Below are 16,221 nucleotides of genomic sequence, written 5' to 3'. Positions count from 1 at the left end.
GAGTTATGCCTACGGTGACTGGTGAGGCGAGCACTGATGACGCGTCCAGAAATGCACGGTGTCTACTTCGTGCCCCGTCCGCCGCCGGTCCCTGCGACCGGTCTTTTTCGCTGGACTTATATGGCTGGGAACGATCTGTAGGCGCTCGTGGAGCACGTTACCGAGTTGAGCAACGACGAGTGCCCATACGGATGCGCGCGGGAGAAAACTCCTGGCACGACGTGTGGTAGTTGCCGGCGATCGGCCACTCGACATCCTCAGGCAACCAGTTGCAGCAGCAAGGACCGAGCCGGCAGAGGGCCGACCTGAGCGACCGTTCCATCGCCTCAGCGCGATGGCTTCCGGAACACTCACGCCGGTCAGAACACCTCTGCGGGAGATGGCTGATTAACGCCATCGTCGGATGGTGGCCATCGGATCCAGACTCCAGAAGATTTGCTCACCGTTTTCACTGAGCGCTTTTATTACGCTCCAGTTCGTAACTGAAGAGCCTCGCCAACCGCCCCTGTGGGTTTGTAGATTCCCTCGGAAGGGCCGTTTTGGAGGCAGCATTCGGCGCAACCGCAACTGTGCGTGAGGCGTCGAATGCAGACCGGTAACGAGCAGTCAATCTGAGCTGCCAGGAGGCAGGTTGGGACTTCCCGCACGCCGGGATGAGATCGATGACGCATAAGTAACCTATCCCAAAGGTGAGTTGAGCCCGGTTCCGTGTGGGCCGACATGGAGAGCACAGCACGAACCACCTTGTGATTATCCTGTGATCCCGGTATTCATACTCATCGAGTTGCCGCACTACCGCCCCCCGCATGCCGAGAGGACGCTGCCCTGCACGCTGTTGCCCGCGCGCCCCGTCCGCACCGCACCCGACGCCGCGCCGACATGCCTTTGCTCGGAGGCATCCGCCCACCGATCGCCGCATTGCTCTGCGCCTTGCTGGCAGTTGCCGCGTTCACCGCCCTCGGCCTCAGTACCGTTCACGAACAGGATGTCCCCCAGGCTTTACGCGACGCCGAACGCCAGATCGCCCAGGATGCCGCCGACTCGGTCGGGAGCTCCATCAACGCAAGAGCCAGGGCAGTGCGCCGCTCTGCGGCGTCGGACACGCCCGCCGGCAGCAGCAATCCGGCGGCACTACTGCGGTCCCTTCTCCCGACCGGGCACCCTGCGGAGGGCGGTGTGCTGCTCGACCCGCGCACCGGCAGACCGCTGGCGGCCAGTGGTGAAACGGTGCCGCTGACCGGGGTGGATGCGGCGGCTCTGGTGCGGCCCGATACCGCGAACATCGCGCCCCGACTGGTCGTTTCGGGCAGTGCCGCACCACGGCTGCTGCTCTTTGCCCGGGTGGCCGTCCCCGCTCCGGGTCGCAAGCAGGACGAGTACCACGATCAGGCAGGTGACCTGGTAGGGGACCAGGGCCCTGAGGAACGCGAACTGCTACTTGTCGCCTCGGAAAAGATCTCTGCTCCAGCGGTGTACGGAGCCGGGCGCACCGGTCAACTGGTGGACCGGAACGGAAAGGTGGTTGCCACCGCCGCCACCACCGGCACGACCCTGGTGCCCCCTACCGACCACCGCGCGCTGCCCGCCGCTGCGGCGAACGCCGCGAACGCTGACCTTCACACCGGCGATGTCGCGGGCAGCGTGCTCGGTGACGGTCACAACGGGCTGCGCAGGGTCACGGGGTGGGCGTCGGTCGCCGCGACGGACGGCAAGGACGACACCTCCGGCCTGGGGCTGACCGTCCTGACGTTCCGGGATGTGGCTCCGGCGAGGGAGAAAGTCGACCATACGTGGTTTGCCCTCGCCGCCGCGGGTGCGCTGGTGGTAATCGCCGTGCTGGTCACCCTGGTGCTGTGGGGCACGATGCAGCGGCCGTTGCTGCGGCTGCACCTGTCCGCCGCCCGGCTGGCCAAGGTTTGCGAAAGACCCGGGGAACGCGAGGAGTTGGCGCGGTCGGTGCCGGTCTTCGCGTTCGACGAGCCCGGCAGGCTCGGCCGGGCGCTGGAGGCGATTCGCCGCCAGCTGCTCGGCGAGACCGGACCGGAGCCTGTGCGGCCAGTGCGGCGCCGCCCCGGTGCCCGCGCTCTGGTGCTCGTGTGCGCACTGGTGATCGCCGCGTGGGGGGTACCGCTGCTGTTCCTGCTCAACCGTGTACCGGCAGCCAAGGCCGTACCGGCAGCCGCCGTCGCCGACCAGCAGGCACGCACCGAAGCCACCGCCGACCGGGTGCAGCAGTCACTCGACCAGAGCCACGCCGACCTCGCGGCGATGGCATCAGCCATCACCAGTGCGCCACGGGAGCGGGCGGCGAAGGTTCTGCGACGTGAACACGCCGGCCATCCCATGTACCGATCCCTGTATGTGCTGGACCGCACCGGTGCCGTCATGCTGCGGGCGGGCGAGCACCCGCTGCACACCCTCGTCCGTCCGACCGGCGACGGAGTCACCCAGGTCACGACGTCGGGCAAGATCCCCGCGATCGCCGCCTACGCCCAGATCCCGCCGGCCAGGAACGCCAAAGACGTCAAGAACGCCGAAGGCACCCCGGCTGTAGTCGTCGCAGAGATCGGCGTTGACGCGCTGAATGACCTGGTTGCCCGACCGGGGCTCGGCAGAGTGTGGCTGACCGACGAGCACCACAGAGTGCTCGCGGCGAGCGTCGGCTTTCAAGCCTTCCAGTCCCTTCCCAGCCGGCACCTCACCCGTCTGGTGACCAAGACCGACGCGGCACCCGGCGGCGCGGGTCACCCGGCATCGGCCGTACTCCACGCGGGGACCGCGCCGGGCGAGGGCCTGTCGGTCGTGGCCGCCGCGCCACTGGCACAGACGGGGCCTGCCGCTGGACTCGGCTGGCGGGTGGTCTCCGCCGAGCCCGCCGAAGCCCTCAAACTGGCGGCATTCCAGGTCCAGGCACGCACCATGCTGGCCGGGCTGCTCGCCCTGTCCGTGGGGGGCGCCTGCCTCGGCTGGCTGCACATCGTGGTGGTCAGGCCGCTGCGCGCCGTCACCGGATGCGCGGAGCGGCTGGCCGGCGGTGACCGCCGCACCGTCCTGTACCCGGTCCACCACGACGAGTGCGGCTCGGTCACCCGCAGTCTGGAACTGCTCCGGCAGGCGCTGGTGGAGCGGGACCGCGGCGGCGGGCGAGCTTACGTGGCCTCTGTCCCTGCCCCATCGTTCCGAACCGGCGGCCCGCCGCAGCAGTGAAGGACCAACTGACGTGCTTTTTCTCTATGTTGTGCTGCTGTTGAGCTGTGCTGTGCTGCTGGTCGCCGGCGTGCTGGAGCAACGGCGCCATTACGCCGCGCTGGCGCAGGTCCCCACTCGGGTGCTGGTCAACGGCATTCGCGGCAAGAGCTCGATCACGCGGCTGTGCGCGGGGGCACTGCGCGGGGGTGGGCTGGTCACCGTGGCCAAGACCACCGGCACCGCTGCCCGGTTCATCCACCCGGATGCCACCGAGGAACCGGTGTACCGGAAGTTCGGCATCGCGAATGTCGTTGAGCAGATCGGCATCGTCCGGCGCGCGGCGGCGTACCGGCCGGAGGCTCTGGTGATCGAGTGCATGGCGGTGATGCCCGCACTTCAGGAGGTCAACCAGGAGAAGCTGATCCGCTCCACCATCGGCGTGCTGTGCAACGTCCGCGAGGACCACCTCGCCGAAATGGGCCCGACGCTGGACGATGTGGCCCGCTCGCTGTCCCGGTCGATGCCGGTCGGCGGGGTCTGTGTCACCGCCGAGCAGGAGCGGCTGCACCTCCTCAAGGAGGAGGCGGACAAACGGAGGTGCCGCCTGATCTCGGTCGATCCGGAGTCGGTCACCGACGAGGAGCTGCGCGAGTTCAGTTGGTTCACCTTCAAGGAGAACGTCGCCATCGCGCTGGCGGTGGCCGGACTGCTCGGCGTGGACCGGGCCACCGCACTGCGCGGTATGTGGGACGCGCCGCCGGACCCCGGCGTGCTCTCCGTCGAGCGCTACCGCACACCGGACGGCAAGCGGCTGCGCTTCGCCAATGTCTTCGCCGCCAACGACCCCGAGTCGACATTGATGAACGTCCGTCAGCTGGAGGAGCTCGGTGCGATCCGCCGCCCGCTGAACCTGGTCATCAACTGTCGCCCCGACCGGGTGGAACGCAATGGGCAGATGGGAGCGATCGTCCCCGATCTGGCCCCGGAGACGGTCTTCCTCATCGGGCATCCCACCAAGAGCGCCCGCGACGGCATCCCTCCGGGCTCGTCGGGCCGGGTGGTGGACCTGGGCGGTGACCGGCGCGACGCGCAGGAGCTGACCCATGCCATCCTCGCCGAACTGGCCCCGGATTCCTCGCTGGTGGCCATCGGCAATATCCACGGCCAGGGCGAACTGCTTCTGGAGCACCTCGACAAGCTGCCCTCGGACCACACCGACGAGCCGCTTCCGGTCGCGCACCCGCCCGAGCCGGTGCCGTACACCTGGGTGGCGCCGCTGAACGGCCCGACATCCGGCGCACATATCCCAAGCCCCTCCCCCACCCGTGCCGACGCCCGGTACGAGACCGCAAGGAAGCCGCTGTGATCCCCGTCATCGTCACTCCGCAGACCGCCGCACTGGGGATCGCCCTCGGACTGCTCTTCTCGCTGATCTGCTATCTGACCACCAACCTCTCTCCCGGCGGCATGATCACCCCCGGCTGGTTGGCGCTGACCCTGGTCACGGATGTGGTCCGGGCCGCGATGATGATCGGCATCACGGCCCTCACCCTCGTCGCGACCAAGGTCCTCCAGCGTCATGTGATCCTTTACGGGAAGCGGCTGTTCGCCGCCGTGGTGCTGTCCGCAGTACTGCTCCAGACCACGGTGATGCTCGGCCTCCAGCACGAGTTCCCGCTCCTGTATACCGCCCAGACCCTGGGCTTCATCGTGCCCGGCCTGATCGCCTATCAGCTGGTCCGCCAGCCATTGGCGGCCACCGTGATCTCCACCACCGCGGTGACCCTCGGCACGTATGTGGTGCTGGTTGCCGGGCTGCTGCTGGGTGCACTGCCCGTCGGCTGAACGAGCCGCACACGTCCGCCACACCCGTCCGTACGCATACGTAGAGGAGGTGCACCATGGGGACCGGCCCCACCCCGCCCGGCAGGCCCAGTCGCCGTCAGATCCTGACATGCGCCGCCGGCCTGGCCGCTGCCGGAGCGGTTACCGGATACGCATGGCACCACTTGGGAAGCGGCGTACCGGGCGGTGACTTCGCCGTACCGGCCGGCAGCTACCGCTTCGAGCGCCGCGCCGCGCCCGCCCGTACGGTGGTTCGCGCCGCCGACGACCGCGAGCTGGCCACCTTCACCGACGGCGCCCGCACCGCACTGCTGACCGGCCCGACCCGTACCTGGAGCGAGCCGCGCACCACCGGCGCGGTGGTGCACAGCGACGCCTGGGTGCGGCTGATGGGCAGCGCATGGAGTCAGGGCAAGGAGCGAACCCGCTGGTTCCGGGAGTGGTTCCCCAAGGCCCTTGCCGACCGCAGTCCGGACGCCATCGCCGTGGCCTTCCAGTACGGCGACGGGGCACACGATCTGCACACGGCATCGGGTGTGCGCTACGCCGGCAAGGCCCACTTCGGGCCGCTCGTTCCCGGGCAGTCACCGACGTCGTTCCACTACCGCGATGAGAAGTCCGACTTCTACGACTACCTCGGCACTCCCTGGACCTTTCCGGACGGCATGCGCAAGTACCCGGAGAAGGAGCGCTACGGGGACGTGGACTGCTCCGGCTTTATGCGCCTGGTCTGGGGCTACCGGATGGGCTACCCCATGCACGCCACCAACAGCCCGGGGATCGGCCTGCCCCGCCGGGCCTACGCGATCGCCTCTCGGGCCCCGGGCGTGCTGCTGATACCGAACACCGGCCGGCCACCTGCCGACTTCAGCCTGCTGCTCCCCGGCGACCTTGTCTTCTTCGCCATCGACATCGGCAGACCGCACGGCATCGACCACTGCGGCATATATCTGGGGCCGGACACTGACGGGCGCCCGCGCTTCTACTCCAGCCGCTCGCGGGCCAACGGGCCCACCATGGGCGACCTGGCCGGCCGCGCGACGCTCGACGGCCATGGCTTCTACGCCCAAGGGTTCCGCATGGCCCGCCGCCTGTGAAGCCGACGCCCCCAGCCCGCCGCCCCAGGAGAGACCCCGCCATGGCCACCGCCCCCGTCACCCAGGACGCCACCGACCGCCGCCACCGCTCGCGCTCGATCAGAGGCGCCGTCCACGCCAAGCGCCGTCAACGGATCCGCATCGGCCGGGAGTCATACGCCCTGCTGCTGATCCTGGTACTTGCCGCGGTGCTCTACACCTGGGCCATCGACCGTGCCGCGGTGCACCCGTACTACACCTCGGCTGTGCGGTCGATGGCAGCGGACTGGCACGCCTTCTTCTTCGGCGGGCTCGACCCGAGCGGCTCGATCACCCTGGACAAGATCCCCGGTGCGCTGTGGCCGCAGGCCCTCTCCGTCAGGCTCCTCGGACCGTACAACTGGGCGGCGGTACTGCCGCAGGTGCTGGAGGGCGTACTCGCCGTCTGGGCGCTGCACCGGATCGTCCGTGCCTGGGCCGGCCCCCTCGCAGGGCTGCTCGCCGCGCTGGCACTCACCCTCACCCCGGCCACAGTCGCACTCAACCGGCACAACATCCCCGACACCCTGCTCGTCCTGCTGCTGGTCCTCGCGGCAGGGTCGCTACAGAAGGCCGTCCGCACCCGGAGACTGCTTCCGCTGCTCGTCTGCGGGACATGGGTCGGACTGGCCTTCCAGGCAAAGATGCTCCAGGCGTGGCTCGTCCTGCCGGTCTTCGCCGCGGTGTACCAACTGGCAGCGCCCGGCTCCCGGTGGGACCGGGCCCGACGATTGCTGCTCGCCGGGACGGCCGCACTCGTCGTCTCCTGCTCCTGGCTTCTGCTGGTATGGGCTTCCCCCGCCACGAACCGTCCCTACGTCGACGGGACCGCCAACAACAACCCCTTCACTCTGGTCTTCGGCTACAACGGGCTGAGCCGCTTCGGCGACGACCCGCACGCGCTGGGCGCCGTCGCCGGCACCGCCGCCAGCCGCACCACCGGGAACACGGGCTGGACCATGGTGGTCAACCAGACCGTGGGCCCGCAGATCGCCTGGCTCCTGCCGCTCGCCGTACTGGCCTTGGCACTGGGCGTGTGGTGGCGCACCGGACAACCGCGCACCGACGGGCCACGGACAGGGTTCCTGCTCTGGGGCGGCTGGCTGGGGATGCACATCCTGGTGTTCAGCAACTCCAACGGCAACCACGGCTACTACACGACCGTACTGGCCCCGGCCCTGGCCGCGCTCACCGGCAGCGGAGTCGCCCTCTTCTGGGCCGAGTACCGCGCCGGTGGCCGACGCCGGGCGGCACTGCCCATCGCAGTCGGGATAACAGCCCTCTGGACCACGGCAATTGAAGGCCCGCACAGCGAATTCGCGCCCTGGCTGCTGCCGATGGTGCTGATGCTCGGCATGTGCGGGTCCGTCGGTCTGTGGACCAGCGGGCCACGCACCCCACGAAGGGCGGTGCACGGTGCCCTGGCAGCGTCCCTGACGGCCGTACTGCTCGCCCCGGCCGTCTGGGCCGCATCCTGCCTGAATCCGCACTACCCCGGCTCACCGATAGAACCACTGGCCGGACCGGTCGGCCCCGGCTACCAGGATGTGCAAGGCCACCGGGCCAAGATCCGACGAAACCCTTTGAACGAACCATCCCCACGGGACACCGCGCTCCTGAACTACCTCTTCGCACACCGCTCCGGAGAGAAGTACCTGCTCGCCACCCAAGCCGCCTACGGCGCCGCGCCCCTGCTGCGCGCCACCCCCCAACCCATGCTCGTCATGGGCGGCTTCACCGGCCTGACCCCCTACCCGACCGCACCACAGCTCAGCGACCTGGTCTCCACCCACCAACTGCGCTACGCCCTGCTCACCACGCGCCGCCCGTCCACACCGGCATCGGCCTGGGTGAAGAAAACCTGCACCCCCGTCCCCCCAAGCGCCTACGGCCGGAACTCGGACGGAAGCTTCACCCTCTACGACTGCGCCCGAGGCAACTGAGCTCCTGAACACGGGGAGTTCTGCGGGTACCAGCAACGCACCATCCCCGGCCACAACTGCCCCTACAACGGGGGTCATGACTGTGTGGGCCTGACCAGGTGGAACACCTCGCGGGCGGCGTAGCGTTTGAGGCATCGGACGATTTCGCGTCGGGTTTTGCCCTCCTTGGTGCGGCGTTCGTAGCAGTCCTGGGTGCGTGGGTCGCAGCGTAGGCGGGTCTGCACGATCCGGTGGAGGGCGGCGTTGGCCTGCCGGTCGCCTCCGCGGTTGAGGTGACGGTACTGCCGACTGCCCGAGGAGCGTTCTACGGGGCTGACCCCGCACAGCGCGGCGAAGGATGCCTCACTGTGCAAACGTTCCGGGTTGTCCCCCATCGTGATCAGCAAAGTGACGGCCGTATCCGGGCCGATGCCCACCACAGTGAGCAGCTGCGGGGCGTGGCGTTCCGCAAGCACGCGCGTGCCCGCCCGCTCAGCACCGCCCGGGCTGTGTTCTAGGCATAGAGCGGTTCCGATTTGGTGTCGGCGCCGGATCGCGCCAAACACCGTCACTTGGCGAGGACATCGCACAGTGCCGAAAGCGGGAAGCCGGCGGGCGTCGACGGGCCGGTTTCGGAGGTGTCCGGGCGTCGGAGATGTGTCGGGATTTCTCCTGCGGTCTTGAACGGGCCGCGGCCGTAGCTTCATTATCTGACCCGTCGCCCAGGTCGGTCACGTTGTCATGCCCGGAGTCGCCGTGTCGAGGCCGCTGTCCGGGCTGTTTTCCATGGGGCGACTGCGAATCAGTGGTACAGAATGGAAAAAGGAGCGCGTATGAATTGCGACCTCATGGTGGGAGCCAATGTCGACGTCGTGAACGCGACATCCAAGGAGGTCTACGGACAGCTCTATCCGCAGTACTTCACCGGCTCCCAGCCCTTCGACGTGGAGCAGGTCACCTTCACGGTCTCCTGGGACGTCAAGAAGGCCCCGGTCTTCGACCTGACCCCGCCGGCGCAGTCCGAGGCCGCCTTACGGTCCCGCCTCACCGAGGGGCCGGCCGCGGGCGGGATGGCCGAGGGTGAGCTGGCCGAGCACGTCGCCGCCCTGCGCGACTCGCTGGACGGGAGCACCTTCCAGGTGCGGCTGAACCTGGTTCACGTGAAGGTCGACTCCGGGGACGGGAACCCGGCGGAGGAAGACATCGCGGTGACCGTCCAGGTCCAGGCCGTAACCTCGCAAACGGGTCTGTTCAGCCTCAATCCCCTCGGCGCCACCGCCGATGCCCCGAGCAGGGTCGACAAGATCTTCCTGGACAAGGTGGTGCTGCCCAACGTCCTGGACCAGTCCCGGAAAGTGCTGTCGGGCATCACCCTGCCCGCCCCGCAGATGCCGGGCCTGTCCCTGTCGACGCCCGTCCCCGTCATCCAGCCGCAGCGGGCCGTGGCCGCCCTGAACCTGGCCGAGCACGGCATCCCCAAGCCCCCCTTCCCCGACAGCTGGCCCGAGAGCCCCTTCTTCGCCGTGCTCGGGCGGGACGCGGTCGAGCAGATCGCGCGGATGGCGACCGCGTACCTGGAGGGGAAGACCTTCCATGCCGGTGATCACAAGGACTTTCTGGGCAGCAGCGGGTACTACAAGGCAGACATCACCATTCACCACGTCCGGTGCGAGGTGGTGTGGGACGACGTGCCGACCGTACGCGTCCGCACCTCCGTCTCCGGCAGCGGCAGCGCCGGCATCAACTGGCTCTGGGGCGGGTCGACCGACGCGTTCTTCGACCTCCACCTGGAGCCCGACCCCACCGTCACGCTGACGCTGGCGATGTCGGGGACGACGCTCAAGGCCACTGCCGTGGAGGTGAGTTCCTTCGATCTGAAGCTCGTGCCCACGCGCGGCGACATCGTCAGCGTGATCGTCTCGTGGGTCGTCGACGCCCTGTCGTCGACGTTCGGCGGCATCGTCGGGAGTGCGCTGCGCGGCGTCGAGTTCCCGGTGGGCAACTTCCCGGCCATCCCCGTCGATGTCGAGCCCGTCCACCTCGACGTGACGCCGACGGACCTGACCCTCGCGCGCTTCGGTGACGCACTCGCGCTCCAGGGCACGGTGACCGTCACCAAGCGGTAGGAGACCACGGAGCCGGTGCCGGGCCCAGGACTTCCCGCCTCGCGCCCGGCACCGGAACGCATGTCCGTACGCGGAGACCGGACGCGTTCCGGCCGGGGTCGTGTTTCCGTCCGGCCGCCCCTCCGGCACCGGCTGCATTTCGGCAGTTTTCCGCCGCAGCGCCACCTGATCGGCTTTGCGCTGCGCATGTACGGCATCGAATTCGACGCAAATGGCAATACCGGCACGGCTCTTTTTATTCGCTCTGGTGACCGTTCCCGGACAATGGCCGGGAACCGATTGTCTCTCGCTCCGCACAGCCTTTAGATCAAGTACCGTGACCGAAACGCCATATGATCTCGCACTCGGAATCCACGCCGACGCTCTCAACTCGGGTATCACAAACCTGCACAGCCAGCACCGTGCGGTGTTCCAGGGCAGTTACGGCCCCGAGACCATCGGAGGCGTCGAGTACACCTTCGCCTGGGACTTCCTCGAGCCGCCCGGGCTCACCCTGCGGAAGCCGGACGCCGATCTCTGGAACAAGATGATCAAGGCGCAGGGCGTCACGGACCTGCCCGACTCGGGAGTCCTGCAGGTCCACGTCCCGCAGCTACAGGTGAACGGCACCATCGCCGGCGACGCCCTGCCCCAGGGCGTCAGCGAGGTCAAAGTCGCGGTCCAGGCCAAGGTCGACGGCGGCGGCATCAGCGTCGTCCCGCTCGGCGTGTGGCTGTCCGAGATCCCGGACGCGTACACGAGGATCATGGTCGAGAAGGTGATCGTGCCGAACGTCCTAGACCAGGCGAAACACCTGGTGAACGGGGTGAAGTTGCCCGCCCAGGACCTCTTCGGCCAGCAGGTCGCCCTCACCCCCGTCCTCCTGGACGTCACCGGGACCCACCTGGTCCTCACGGCGACCGCGAGCCCGAGCCGGTCCACGGCCTTCACCCCCACCGCCGGTACGGCCGCGGACTGGCCGTCGGACAAGCAGGTCTTCCTCCTCGTCGGCCGGGACCTCCTGGCCCGGCTGCTGCAGGGCGCCCTCGACCAGTGGCGGGACACGAAGCTGGCCGACGACGACAGGACCCTGACCGGCGTCGCCTCGGTCTGGTGGAAAGCCACGTTCCGCAAGGCCGACAACGTGAAGGTCGACGAGAGCGACCCGACCACGGTCTCGGCCGACTTCGACATCCCCTGGTCCGTGGGGCTGGACCTGTTCCCCATCGCCCCAGGCAAGGGCTGCGCACTGTTCAAGGCGTCCCAGGAGTCGTAGGTCCCGCACCGTCGTCCCGCACCCGTCCCCTGCGACCCAGGAGGTCCGCCCTGTGGATCCGCTGCTCGACTTCGAGGTCGTCCTCGACCCGACCGAACCCAACGTCACCCTGAAGGCCACCGGCCTGACGGACACGGCCCTCTCCGCGACCCTGGAGAAGATCGTCCTCAACTCGCTCTGGCTGTACCCCAAGTCCGATGCCGCCAAGCTGGCCGCCGCGCCCGCCAATCTGCTGGCCGCCGCGGCCCCGGCCGTCCTGAAGGACGCGCTGGAGGGCAAGAAGAGCGTCGACATCCCCCTCGACAAGCCGCTGGGCACCGACGTCACCGTCCAGGGCCAGACCGTGTCCGTGAAGCTGACGTCGCCGGAACTGGGCTCCCACGACGGGATGCTCATGGTCAGCGGCATGTTCGTCGTCTCCTGAACGGTCTCCGCACCGCCCGGCGGGGCCAGCCCCGGCCGCACCGCCCTCTCATGTCCGATCGACCACCGCAGGAGACCCGTTGAGCACGCCACAGCCCCCGCAGTCCGGCGACGCCCGGCCCGGCCGCGAGGCCGAGACGCTCCACCTCGCCGACACACCCGGCTACCCCCTCGCCCGCAGCGTGGAGATGCCCGACACCCTCAACTACCCCACCGGATCGCTGAGCTTCCGCCTCGGCGCGCTCCGGTTACGCGCCGAGGGGCAGCCGGAGGCCCTCTCCGAGGAGACCCGCGGCGACACCCGCCGTATCACCCACCGCATCCCGGCACTCATCCTCACCGGCCGCTACGCCCTCGACACCCGGCCCGACGAGATCCGGGAGATCGACACCGCAGGGAACCTCCGCCCGCTCTCGGAGGAAGCACGTCAGCCCACGCTCCCCGCCGGAGCCCGCGCCGCGACCCCCGGCCACCCGGACGACGAGACCATCCGCAGGTGGACCGGCCGCGCCGACGCCCACCGCACCAAGCTGATGAAGACCGAGAACGGCCGCAAGGTCCTCATCCAGTACGGCACCCACAACGAGAGCTACTACGACATCTTCAACGGCAGCTCCTCGGTGTCCTCCGCCCTCCGCAAGAAGTGGGCCGAGAAGGGCGTCACCCAGCGCATGTCGCAGCACACCTACGACGCAACGGATCCGGAAACGGCCGATGGCGCCCGCCCGTCCACCGACGACCCGCAGCAGGTCAACAACTGGCAGGACCCGCACGAGGGCGTCACGTACAACGGGCACGCCTGGCAGCAGCGGACCACGGTGCAAACCGCGCTCACCACCGAAGCCGCCCGGATCAAGCGGAAGGATCCCGCGAAGGCCGAGCGTCTGGCGGCTGCGGCCACGGCCGCCGAGAGCTTCTCCAAGTCCGTCCAGCAGACCGGCAACGACGGCTCGCAGACCACCCCGATGACCCAGGACAACGTCTACACGACCATCGACCAGCACTCCGGGGAACCACCGGCGGTCTCCCACGGGGAAATGGCCCGCTACAACGGACTCGCCATGTTCACCGACGGGGAGGTCCAGGCACCCGGGGCGGAACAGCAGGACCAGCCGCAGGAGCAGGAGGACTGGATCGCGCTGTCCGTCGAGGACCGCGCCATCGTCCACGAGATCGGCGCCGCCGCCTACCACGAGGAGGCGCAGCAAGGGCCGCGGGCCACCGACACCCTGCACACCGGCGACTGCGCGGCGCGTCTGGAGGACGTCCGCATCACCACCCGCCTCGCGCCGGACGGCGCACCGGCGGACGTCACGGTCGAGCTGCCGGGCCTCGCTCTGAGCATCGACGACGAGCAGTGGCAGGGCAGCGCCGCCGACGTGGCCCGCGAACGCCTCGCCGCCATGCGGTTCGTGCACACGCTGCTGCAGGACGCCATCGCCGAGAACGTCCGCCACGCCGCCCTCACCGGCATCGCCGGCTACGCCCTCCCGCAGGACGGGCGGTCCTGACCCGTGCTCATCCTCGACACCACCGCCCCCGCCGAGAACGTCCTCGGCGGGGTGTGGACGAACCTTCTCGCCGACGACGAGCCGCGCTTCGAGGCGTTCCTGGAGCAGGCGCTGGCCCCGCAGCAGGAGTACCTCACCGACGGCGAGCGGGCCCTGTACCGGCACGGCAAGCGGCTGCGCCCGGCCGTCCTGCTGCTGGCTGCCCGCATGGTGCACGGCCCCGCGCCGCTTCCCGACAAGGTGCTCCAGGGCGCCGTCTCTCTGGAGATGCTGCACGTGGCGACGCTGATCCACGACGACATCGTGGACGGCGCCGCCCTGCGCCGCGGTCTGCCCTCGGTCAACGCCGCGCGGGGCACCGAGGCCGCGGTGCTCGTCGGCGACCTGCAGTTCGTCCAGGCCATCCGCGGCTTCGTGGGGACGATCGACCGGGACAGCGACATGGGCCTGGTCGAGCTCGTCCTCGACACCGCGTTCCAGATCGGCTGCGGGGAGCTCGACGAGCTGCGTACGGACCTCTCGCAGGACCCGGAGCTGCTGGCCAGGACCTACTGGCGCACCACCGACCGCAAGACCGCCGCCCTGTTCGGGCTCGCGGCCGAGGCCGGGGTGACGCTGGCCGACGGGCGCAGCGGCGACGCCCGCCGGGCCGGGTTCTACGGCCGCCGGCTCGGGCGCGCCCTGCAGGTCATGGACGACCTGTTCGACCTCGCCCAGGACGAGTCCGGCTCCGGCAAGCCACGCGGCATGGACCTGCTGCGCCGCCGCGCCTCCCTGCCCCTGATCTACGCCATGCAGGAGTGGGGTCCGGACCACACGGTCAGCCGCATCATGCGCGGCGAGGCCACCGATCCCGCCGCCCTGGAGCGCACGCTCGCCGAGGTCCGCGGCGGCGCCGGCTTCTCGCGCGCGTACACCGATGCCCGCGGCCAGGCGCTGGAGGCCGTCGAGCTGCTGCGCCCGTTCCCGGCCGGACGGTACCGCTACGCCCTCGAAGACCTGGCCCTGCACGTCGTGGACCGCGGGGTCTGAGCAGCACGGCGGCCCGTCCCGGTCCAGTACACCGAGCCCCCGAAGGAGAGGTCCGTGGCCACCGAGCTGGTCGACTTCATCTACGCCACCATGTACAAGCGCATCAACAACCCGGACAGCCCTTACTGGTTGCCCACCGTCCTCAAGGACGTCCGCACGGCCGACGGCCACACGCTGAATCCCCTGGCCGTCGACCGATGGGACATCGGGCAGCTCGACGGCACCGAGGGGAAGACGATCGGCGACACCATCGGTTCCGCGTGGTGGATCTTCGTGGGCGCCGCCTTCGACGACGCGAAGGACCGCGGCGTGCCCGATCTCCCGGACAGCCTCGACGCCTTCACCAGCCAGCGCGACGCCGACCGCCCCTACCCCTCGCTGTCGCTGACCACCCTCACCGTGGACGGGCTGCCGAACGCCTCGGTCGGGGAGCTGCAGCACCTCACCCCCGTCGACAGCGGCTACCGGGGCACGGTCCGGGTCACCACCGCGGCGTACGGCACACACGGGTGGAAGAAGCAGATCGCCATCCAGGGCACGTACAGCCTGGTGCAGCACGTCGTGGTGGTCGACGACCCCGGGGACGGGGACGGGGACGGGGACGGGGACGGGGGAGACCTGAAGCCGCCCACGAAGGTCGTGGTCAAGGGCCTGGAGGGGGTGGAGTGGCCGCGCCAGGAGATCGAGGGCCACGGCCAGTTCACCGTGACGGCCGAGAACCTCGCCTTCGACGTCGTCCTCGGTGCCGAGACCACCGGCACCGGCGCGGACCGCACCCCGCAGCTGACCGTCGAGTCGATCACCGTCGCGTCGCAGCCGACGTTCCACCTCGACGAGAAGTCCCTGACCATCGAGGGCAGCACGATCGACGAGAACACCCTCGGAACCTGGAAACAGGCCGCGGCCGACGCCTTCAACAGCCCCGACGCCGGCCAGGCCCTCACCGCGAAGCTTGTCGACACCCTGGCCCAGCCCTCCTTCCACGACGAGTTCTCCACCACGGTCACCGCCCAGCTGGCCAAGGCGCTCGACGGGGTGCTCGGGGCGGTGCCGGCAGGCACCCTCCCGTCGGACGACTGCGGCTTCCCGAGGAAGTACGGACCGCTGGAGATCTACCTCTTCGACCGGCTGCGGGCCTCCGTGAACGACACCGGTTCCGGCTTCTACCCCCCGTCCGTCGTCCTCGGGGCGACCGGCCCGGTGCTCGAACCGTACGGCGTCGGGGACATCGAGCTCGGCTCGTACAAGATCGGCGTCGCGACAGCCGACCTCAGCTTCAAGAGCGGCACGATCAAGGGGATTTCCAACGTCCTGATCCCCGTCAAGGACGCCGCCCTCACCGAGGGGGGCATCGGGGCGACCCTGAGGTTCGGCCGGCTCCCCGGCGACGCGAAGGTTCCCGCGCCCCCGCTCACCCTCACCGGCACGGTCGTCGTCTCCTTCCCCGACACCCGCGGCAGCGCCGCGGGCGACGACGACACGATCCAGGGTGACCTCACCGTCACCATCGACCAGCCCTCGGCGAGCGCCGGCCTGTCCGTCACCGGCCGCGACGCCGACGAGCTCACCATCGGCCTGGACTCGCTCACCCTCGCCCTCGCCACGAAGGACCTGCAGGTCACGATCCGCCTCAAGGAGCCCAGCCCCTTGGAGAAGGTCATCCAGCAGGTGCTGAACAAGGACGAGATCAAGCAGAAGATCATCAACGGTGTGCAGGAAGCGGCGGATGCGCACCGTGCCGACCTCGCCAAGGAACTGACCGACAACGCCCGCGCGGTCATCCACACCAAGCTCGAGGGCTGA

11 protein-coding genes and 1 pseudogene are annotated in these 16,221 nt (G+C 69.3%); 11 read left to right on the top strand and 1 reads right to left on the bottom strand.

Translation table 11 applies throughout. The annotated features are described in order from the left end of the window. The first annotated feature begins 879 nt into the window (after nucleotides 1-879). From ABR737_RS36475 to ABR737_RS36455, 5 genes are read left to right on the top strand one after another with little or no spacing between them, the layout of a single operon-like run. Nucleotides 880-3,207 (top strand): cache domain-containing protein, encoded by a 2,328-nt coding sequence (locus ABR737_RS36475; protein WP_350255435.1) that lies wholly within the window; start codon nucleotides 880-882, stop codon nucleotides 3,205-3,207. Nucleotides 3,208-3,220: 13 nt separating this feature from the next. After that, on the top strand, nucleotides 3,221-4,555 hold the full coding sequence (gene pgsB, locus ABR737_RS36470; protein ID WP_350255434.1) for a poly-gamma-glutamate synthase PgsB: 1,335 nt from the start codon (nucleotides 3,221-3,223) through the stop codon (nucleotides 4,553-4,555). Then, the gene (locus ABR737_RS36465; RefSeq protein WP_350255433.1) at nucleotides 4,552-5,034 is read left to right on the top strand and encodes a poly-gamma-glutamate biosynthesis protein PgsC/CapC; all 483 of its coding nucleotides are present in this window, start codon (nucleotides 4,552-4,554) and stop codon (nucleotides 5,032-5,034) included. The genes pgsB and ABR737_RS36465 overlap by 4 nt, the downstream gene beginning before the upstream one ends. A 56-nt stretch (nucleotides 5,035-5,090) precedes the next feature. Further along, nucleotides 5,091-6,131, top strand: a complete 1,041-nt coding sequence (locus ABR737_RS36460) for an NlpC/P60 family protein (RefSeq protein WP_350255431.1) — start codon at nucleotides 5,091-5,093, stop codon at nucleotides 6,129-6,131. A gap of 41 nt (nucleotides 6,132-6,172) precedes the next feature. Further along, nucleotides 6,173-8,092, top strand: a complete 1,920-nt coding sequence (locus tag ABR737_RS36455; RefSeq protein WP_350255430.1) for an ArnT family glycosyltransferase — start codon at nucleotides 6,173-6,175, stop codon at nucleotides 8,090-8,092. A gap of 74 nt (nucleotides 8,093-8,166) precedes the next feature. Here ABR737_RS36455 and ABR737_RS36450 read toward each other — a convergent pair. After that, a pseudogene (locus tag ABR737_RS36450) lies at nucleotides 8,167-8,544 on the bottom strand (transposase); the annotation flags it as partial. A 360-nt stretch (nucleotides 8,545-8,904) separates the two neighbouring features. Between ABR737_RS36450 and ABR737_RS36445 the strand changes: the two are divergent. The 6 genes from ABR737_RS36445 to ABR737_RS36420 all read left to right on the top strand — a co-directional run bounded on the left by ABR737_RS36445 (nucleotide 8,905) and on the right by ABR737_RS36420 (nucleotide 16,221). Next, nucleotides 8,905-10,197, top strand: a complete 1,293-nt coding sequence (locus ABR737_RS36445) for a hypothetical protein (protein WP_350255427.1) — start codon at nucleotides 8,905-8,907, stop codon at nucleotides 10,195-10,197. A 316-nt stretch (nucleotides 10,198-10,513) separates the two neighbouring features. After that, complete coding sequence (locus ABR737_RS36440) at nucleotides 10,514-11,452, top strand: hypothetical protein (protein ID WP_350255426.1); 939 nt, start codon at nucleotides 10,514-10,516, stop codon at nucleotides 11,450-11,452. Between the two features lie 52 nt (nucleotides 11,453-11,504). Next, the gene (locus tag ABR737_RS36435; protein ID WP_350255425.1) at nucleotides 11,505-11,876 is read left to right on the top strand and encodes a hypothetical protein; all 372 of its coding nucleotides are present in this window, start codon (nucleotides 11,505-11,507) and stop codon (nucleotides 11,874-11,876) included. Between the two features lie 79 nt (nucleotides 11,877-11,955). Beyond that, nucleotides 11,956-13,386 carry a hypothetical protein gene (locus ABR737_RS36430; protein ID WP_350255423.1) on the top strand — a complete coding sequence of 477 codons (1,431 nt, stop codon included), beginning with the start codon at nucleotides 11,956-11,958 and terminating at the stop codon, nucleotides 13,384-13,386. Between the two features lie 3 nt (nucleotides 13,387-13,389). Further along, nucleotides 13,390-14,418 carry a polyprenyl synthetase family protein gene (locus ABR737_RS36425; protein WP_350255422.1) on the top strand — a complete coding sequence of 343 codons (1,029 nt, stop codon included), beginning with the start codon at nucleotides 13,390-13,392 and terminating at the stop codon, nucleotides 14,416-14,418. A 54-nt stretch (nucleotides 14,419-14,472) separates the two neighbouring features. Further along, nucleotides 14,473-16,221, top strand: coding sequence for a hypothetical protein (locus ABR737_RS36420; protein ID WP_350255420.1), 1,749 nt, complete (start codon nucleotides 14,473-14,475; stop codon nucleotides 16,219-16,221).

Origin of the sequence: Streptomyces sp. Edi2 (assembly GCF_040253635.1) — a bacterium.
Taxonomy (GTDB): Bacteria; Actinomycetota; Actinomycetes; order Streptomycetales; family Streptomycetaceae; genus Streptomyces.
Note: the sequence above shows the minus strand (reverse complement) of the source record. Positions and strands in the feature narration are given on the sequence as shown.